The organism is Streptomyces sp. NPDC050704, from assembly GCF_040654355.1.
Lineage (GTDB): Bacteria > Actinomycetota > Actinomycetes > Streptomycetales > Streptomycetaceae > Streptomyces.
Genome location: NZ_JBFAHW010000077.1, coordinates 42,007 through 49,009 on the forward strand (window position 1 = coordinate 42,007; position 7,003 = coordinate 49,009).

The 7,003-nt window shown below is 68.7% G+C and carries 6 protein-coding genes; 4 read left to right on the forward strand and 2 right to left on the reverse strand.

The window, feature by feature from the left end:
• Positions 1-65: 65 nt before the first annotated feature.
• Together AB0I18_RS34885 and AB0I18_RS34890 are read left to right on the forward strand one after the other, a co-directional pair.
• Entirely contained in the window at positions 66-815 is a 750-nt protein-coding gene (locus tag AB0I18_RS34885) for an SDR family NAD(P)-dependent oxidoreductase (protein ID WP_363109687.1), read from the forward strand.
• A 162-nt stretch (positions 816-977) separates the two neighbouring features.
• Positions 978-1,817 (forward strand): helix-turn-helix transcriptional regulator, encoded by an 840-nt coding sequence (locus tag AB0I18_RS34890; RefSeq protein ID WP_363109688.1) that lies wholly within the window; start codon positions 978-980, stop codon positions 1,815-1,817.
• A 542-nt stretch (positions 1,818-2,359) separates the two neighbouring features.
• Here AB0I18_RS34890 and AB0I18_RS34895 read toward each other — a convergent pair.
• Positions 2,360-3,202, reverse strand: a complete 843-nt coding sequence (locus AB0I18_RS34895; protein ID WP_363109689.1) for a LuxR C-terminal-related transcriptional regulator — start codon at positions 3,200-3,202, stop codon at positions 2,360-2,362.
• A 959-nt stretch (positions 3,203-4,161) separates the two neighbouring features.
• Complete coding sequence (locus AB0I18_RS34900; RefSeq protein WP_363109690.1) at positions 4,162-5,511, reverse strand: PLP-dependent aminotransferase family protein; 1,350 nt, start codon at positions 5,509-5,511, stop codon at positions 4,162-4,164.
• A 278-nt stretch (positions 5,512-5,789) separates the two neighbouring features.
• Here AB0I18_RS34900 and AB0I18_RS34905 point away from each other — a divergent pair, with 278 nt between their 5' ends.
• Both AB0I18_RS34905 and AB0I18_RS34910 read left to right on the forward strand, forming a co-directional pair.
• On the forward strand, positions 5,790-6,284 hold the full coding sequence (locus AB0I18_RS34905) for a hypothetical protein (protein WP_363109691.1): 495 nt from the start codon (positions 5,790-5,792) through the stop codon (positions 6,282-6,284).
• Between the two features lie 9 nt (positions 6,285-6,293).
• Entirely contained in the window at positions 6,294-6,941 is a 648-nt protein-coding gene (locus AB0I18_RS34910) for a LysE family translocator (RefSeq protein WP_363109692.1), read from the forward strand.
• Positions 6,942-7,003 lie beyond the last annotated feature (62 nt).

The following is a 7,003-nucleotide window of genomic DNA, read 5'->3' on the forward strand; positions in this document are numbered from 1 at the left end:
CGGACGCCCCTACGGTCGGGGCTGCGGGCGCTCACCGGCCCGCCGTACCGAAGGAGCAAGACCCCATGAAGATGACCGGCAACACGATCCTGATCACCGGCGGCACCTCGGGTATCGGCCTCGGCCTGGCCCTGCGCCTGCACGAGGCCGGCAACAAGGTGATCGTCGCCGGCCGGCGCAAGGAACTCCTCGACGAGATCACGGCCGAGCACCCGGGCATCGACGCAGTCGTCCTCGACGTCGCGGACCCCGACTCGATCGCCCGGGCCCGTGAGACCGTGGCGGCGAGCCACCCGGGGCTGAACGTTCTGGTCAACAACGCCGGCATCATGCTGCTGGAGAACCTCCTCGACCCGGCCGGACTCCAGGTCGCCGAGGATCACGTCACGGTCAACCTGCTCGGCACGATCCGGATGACGTACGCCTTCCTGCCGCTGCTGGTGGGCAAGGACGACGCGGTAGTCATGAACGTCACCTCTTCGCTGGCGTTCGTCCCGTTCCAGAGCACCCCGACCTACGGTGCGACCAAGGCCGCGCTGCACTCCTTCTCCGAGAGCCTGCGCATCCAGCTCGCCGCTGCCGACGCCGGTGTCCAGGTGATCGAGGTGGTCCCGCCGGGCGTGCGCACGACCCTGCTGGGCCAGCAGGACAGCGACGAGTCCATGCCGCTGGACGACTTCCTCACCGAGACCCTCGACCTGCTGCGCGAGAAGCCCGACGCGAAGGAGCTGGTCGTCGAGCGCGCCAGGTTCATCCGCGACGCGGTGGCCAACGGCTCCTACGACGACGTTCTCGCCATGATCAGCGGCAGCTGACGGGCCTCTCAGGCCCGACGCGAAACAACGGCACGCGAGCTGGACCCGCCTCGGGGGGCGGTCCCCAGCGTCGGGTGTCCTCGACGGGGGACTGTCGCGGCGGGCTCAGCCATGGATCGGTGGTCTCTGGATAGCCGGGCGGGATGCGGCGAGGATGGAGGGATGGACAAGAAGGAACTGGCGGTATTCCTGCGCCACCGGCGTGAGACGCTGCGCCCCCGCGACGTCGGGCTGGTCGAGGGGGCGCGCCGGCGTACGCGGGGGCTGCGCCGCGAGGAGGTCGCGCAGCTCGCCGGCATGTCCACCGACTACTACGCCCGGCTGGAGCAGCAGCGTGCTCCGCAGCCCTCCGTCCAGATCACCGCGGCGCTCGCCCGGGCGCTGCGGCTGACCCTGGACGAGCGCGACCATCTCTTCGTGCTCATCGGCCACAACGCCCCGGCCCGCTTCCAGCGCTCCGAACACGTCAGCCCGACACTGCTGCGGGTCCTGGACCGCCTGGACGACTCCCCGGCCCTGGTGCAGACCGACCTGGTCGACACCCTCGCGATGAACCCGCTGGCCGTCGCGCTGCTCGGCGACCAGACCCACCACACCGGTCTGGCCAGTAGCGCCTACTACCGCTGGTTCATGGACCCGGCCGAACGGCTGATGGTTCCCGAGGAGAACCGCGAACGCCACGGCCGCACTCAGGCGGCCCGCCTGCGGGCAGCGCTGACCGCCGGCAGCGACACCCCCCGAGCCGCCCGGATCCTCGCCGAACTCCAGGAACACAGCCCCGAGTTCGTCCGCATGTGGGAACTTCAGGAGGTCGCCCGACGCTACGACGACTGCAAGACCATCCTCCATCCCGAACTCGGCCCCATCGACGTCGACGCCCAGGTCCTGTTCACCGAGAACCGCGCCCAGACCCTGGTGGTACTGACCACGCGCCCCGGCACGGAGAGCCACAGCAAACTCGAACTGCTCTCCGTCATAGGGCACCAGCAGCTCACCCCCTGACGTGGCCGCCGGTCGCGCTGTTGCTGTCGGTGGAGTTGCTGGCCCACCGGCCGAGTGCCCGGGCGGGGACGGAGCGCGACGACCAGGGCGACGATGAGAGCGATGGTGTCCGTGACAGCGCCCAGGGCGATGGGCTGTTGGAGCGGGCCCGGCGTGTGGACGCTTGGCATTGGCATTGGCATCGGCATCAGGGTCCGGTCTCGGCCGAGTCGCTGCGTAAGGAACTGCGGATCGGTCGAGGCAGTTGGTGGCGCAGGTGCGTGCGAGCCGTAACGGCCGTGCTTGCGGCCGAGTAGCCGGTGTACAGCCCGACTTGGCTGCCTCCGAGGTTCCGAATTCCGAAGGCTGCTCTACCTGAGACCAGATCAGATGTGCTCTGACCTGGTCCTTTGTGGTGAACGACGATTGCGCTGCTGAAGTGTCGTGGTATTCGGCGTGACGACGGCCGGGAGCGATGGCCGCCCGCGTCGAGGCGGACTTGCGAGTGGCCGGGCGGTTCACACGCGTTCCGCTGTCCTGATGGCAAGGAGTGCTGTCCCTGCTCAGGAACCGACCAACTCCTCCTGTTCGAGAAGGCGACGCTGGGAGATGAGATAGCCGAGTTCGGCTCGGCTACGGCTGCCCAGGACATCGGCGACCTTTTTGATGTGGGCGGAGACAGTGCGCGAACTCATGCCCAGGCGGGTGGCGATCGTTTCGTCGGTGTGCCCGGTGACGACCATGCGGAGCATGGCGGAGCGGACCGAGTCGATCAGCAGATCCGGTCGGTGCTGCTCGGGGACGATGGACACCGGCCTGGCGCGTTCCCACATGTGCTCGAAGATCTTGACGAGGAAGGTGATGGCGCCGGGGTGCCGTACGGCTAGTGCCGCAGTCCTGCGTTCCGGGATGCCGGGGATGAAGGCGACCGCGCGGTCGCAGATGATGACGCGTTCGAAGATCTCGTCGAGGGTGCGGACCTGGGCGCCTTCGGCCGTCACGCGCTCCACGTAGGCGAGGGTCGGCTGGTGAGAACGCACGCTGTGCTGGTAGAGCGTGCGCTGGCTGATGCCACGGCCTGCGAGCGCGAGGTCGCGGGGGAGAGCCTCGGCGAGGAGGGCCGGGGAGCGGCCGCCGCCCGGCTGTGCCGTGAGCAGTTCCTCCTTGCAGGCTTCGACGGCCAGCTGCAGTGACTGACTGATCACGTCCGCTCCCTTCAGGGACTCGATCGGGACGCCCGTGTCGTGCTGAGCCTTGCGGTAAAGCGTCTCCGCGGCCACAAAGGAAGAGCGCAGTGCCGCGAGACTCTTCTCGTGTTGTTCGATCTTTCGTATTACGGAGCGGGAGAGTTCCGCCTCAGCCACCTTCGGCGGGATGGGTACGAAGAACCCGGCGATGCCCGGCATCGGACGTAACAGTCCATGAGCGACGAGGCACTCGGGTATCTCTCCCCATATCGTCCCGTCATTGAGGGCTTCGCGATAACGCTCCAACCCCTGCGTGCAGAGGTGCATCTCGTGCGAGGATCCGTCGTTTCTATTTTCCTTGATGTCCTTTTTCTGGCACATATGTTCCCCCCTCGTGTTGCTGCGCTGCGTGATCCCGACGACCCCTTGCCCTCGCGGCCCCCACCCTCCACCGGAAAGATTGATCACGTAGTCGGGCAGTGCGGTCGAGCAGGCCTCAACCGGGTGTTCCACCCGGTTGAGGGCCGCGAATGATCATCCCCATCTGCTCGTCGAAATATTGCTAAACGTGGAACTACTCACACTGGCGAGGTATCGAAGATGTCCAAGATTTCCCTATGTGAGCACATCCGTGGTGGCCTTATCGAGGCAACTGCGTTGACGAGAGACGACTCGGCCTGGGGATGAGTTCGGCCACCGAGGCAGAATTTCGCCAGCGCGGATTTCCCGTATCGCGCTGTGGAAGCTTTCCGAAATTCTTTCGGTGAACTAGAATGTTCCCCCGGGAATGACATGGCAACTGTCCCTTCCGAGCGAAAAATTTCAATGTGCACCGACCGGTGGAAGGGGACGTGGTATGTCCATCGATCAGTCCGGTGTCTTGGTCGTCGGGTGGCCCTGCGAAGGGTCGATCCGCACCGTAGGGGGCCGCTACGCCGTGGACGCGTAGGGCAGCCATAGCCTGTTGCGCCGCTGTGTCGGGGCAACCGCGCGTCGCCCGGCCTGACCGGCCATGGGCTCACCTGTATCGGGGCGGTGGTCCGGCTTCGCCGAGGAGTGCCCGCCGGTCAGGGGCTTCCTGGCGCGGGCCGCGCGGGTGCGGTGGCACTCATGGGCGGGTCCCGGAGGTGCCCTCCCCGGACTGCCGGATTTCTCCGCGGTGTTCGCTCGGGCGGGCGTCAGTCGGTGACGAGCTCCTCCGGCGCGGACCGGGCGAGTTCGACGAGTGTGCCGAGCGCCCGGGAGAGGACGTCCGGCTGCGGCGAGGCGAGGCCCAGTCGGATGGCGTTCGGGGCGTGGTTGCGGCCGACGGTGAACGCGGCGGCGGGCACCACCCCGATGCCGTGCCGCGCGGCGGCGGCGACGAAGGTGTCCGCGCGCCACGGGCGGGGCAGCTGCCACCAGCAGTGGTAGGAGCCCGGATCGCTCTGCACGGCGAATCCGGCGAGGTGCCGGGCCGCGATCTCCTGCCGTACCACCGCTTCCCGCTGTTTGGCCTCCACCAGCGCCTTCACCGTGCCGTTCTGCTGCCAGCGGTGGGCGGCGTCCAGGGCGAACCGCATGGGGGTCCAGCCGCCCGATCGCAGGGTGGAGACGATCTCGCTCGCCAGCGCAGGGGGCGCCACCGCGAACCCGAGGGTCAGGCCGGGGGCGATGCGCTTGGACAGGCTGTCGATCAGCACGGTCTGCTCGGGGGCGTACGCGGCCAGCGGCGGCAGTTCGTCGTGGAGGAAGGCCCAGATGGCGTCCTCGATCGCGGGGATGCCCAGCTTGAGCAGTACGTCGGCCAGCCGCTCGATGCGCCGGGCAGGCATGGTGACCGAGAGCGGATTGTGCAGCCTCGGCTGTACGTAGACGGCGTGCAGTGGGGCCGCGGCGTGGGCCTCCTCGACCGCCTCCGGAACGAGCCCGGCACCGTCCATGGCCAGCGGGACGAGGGTGATGCCGAGACGGGCGGCGACGGCCTTGATGACGGGGTAGGTCAGCTCCTCGACGCCGAGTCGGGCACCCGGCGGCACCAGGGCGGTGACGACGGCCGAGATCGCCTGCCGCCCGTTGCCCGCGAAGTGGATCCGCGCCGGGTCCGGGCGCCAGCCGCCGCGGCCGAGCATGTCGGCGGCGGACTCCTGTACGGCAGGGAAGCCCGACGTGCCGACCGGCCGCAGGGCGTTCCCGAGGGCGTCGGGCCGCAGCAGCCCGCCGAGCGCTTCGGCGAGAAGAGCGTTCTGCTCGGGTACGACCGGATAGTTGAGCTCCAGGTCGACGCGACGGCTGTCGGCGGGTTCGGTGAGCGCGGGGCCGGCGGACACGGATCCGGCGGACACCGCGCGCACGAAGGTGCCACGGCCCACCTCGCCCACCGTCAGGCCCCGGCGGGCCAGTTCCTGGTACACGCGCGTGGCGGTGGAGTTGGCGATGCCGTGCTGCCGTGCGAACTCGCGCTGCGGGGGGAGCCGGTCACCGGGCCGGAGGGTGCCGGTTCCGATCTCCCCGGCCACCACGTCGGCGACGCTCCGGTAGTCCTTCACGGCGCTCCCTCATCGTCCAGTCGGTCTTCTCGTGAGGACATCCATCCAACCACAATATTGCACGGAGGGCAATGCTCGTATTGCCTCGGGGTATTGTCGTCCAATACAGTCCGATCAATGCCCCGATCAGACGGGTCCGCGGGACGGAAGGGGTCCAGGGCGCAGTGAACACGACCACGCGATCCCGGTCACCGCTCGGCCGGGCTTCCCCGCCCGCGCCCGACTGTCGCCACTGCGGCTTCACATCCGCCCCGATCAGGCAGGATGCGATCGCCGACGTGCTCAGGCAGTACGCGGCCGGCTGGCAGCGGTGCCTGCGCGACCTGGGCCTCGGCAGTCGGCGCGCGGGCCTGCCCGCCTGGTCGCCCCTGGAACGGGGCTGCCACGTCCGGGACATGTGCCTGCTGTTCCACACTCGGCTCGATGCAATCCTCGGGCAACCATCGATTGCACCGATATCACGGACCGGGGAGGAGTCCGGGGCAGCGGCGGACCGCTCGGACGGCGGCCCGCGCTACCGGGACGAGGAGCCGCGGCAGGTGGCTCAGGAGCTGGGGTGTGCCGCCGAGGCCCTGGCCCGCCGCCTGGCCACGCTCACCGCCGACGACTGGGACCGCGACGATCCACGCCTGGCCGATCCGCGGCTCACCGTCGACTTTTTCACCCGTCACCTCCTCCACGACATCGCGCACGACCTCGCCGAGGTCCTGCGCGACGGCCACGCCGACGAAGCGGGTCCCGGGGGACGACGGCACAACGCACCGAAGAATTGAGGGGTTTTCATGGTTGAACTGAGCGGGATCCTCGGCGTGGTGATGGTGGCCCTCGGCATGGTGCTCACCCCAGGCCCGAACATGATCTATCTCGTCTCCCGCAGCATCACCCAGGGCAGGCGCGCCGGCATCGTCTCGCTCGGCGGCGTCGCCATCGGGTTCATGGTGTACCTGCTCGCCGCGAACCTGGGTCTGTCGGTCGTCTTCCTCGCCGTGCCCGAGTTGTACTTCGCGGTGAAGCTCGCGGGCGCCGCCTACCTCGCCTACCTGGCCTGGAACGCTCTGAAGCCGGGCGGCGTCTCCGTCTTCGCCCCGCAGGACGTGCCGCACGACTCACCGCGCAAGCTGTTCACCATGGGTTTGATGACGAACCTGCTCAACCCGAAGATCGCCATCATGTACCTCTCGCTCATCCCTCAGTTCATCGACCTGGACAAGGGCCACGTCCTCCTGCAGGGCCTCCTCCTCGGCTCGATCCAGATCGTGGTCAGCGTCGCGGTCAACCTCGCCATCGTCCTGGCGGCCGGCGCCATCGCCGTCTTCCTCGCACGCCGCCCGTCCTGGCTCAAGGTGCAGCGCTACGCGATGGGCACGGTGCTGGGCGCGCTCGCCATCTCCCTGGCCATCGACACCTCGGGCCCGGCCAAGGCGAACTGACGCCACGGCAGTTGGACCCGGGGGCAAGGCCGGAGGGCCGGTAGCGGAATCCCGCTACCGGC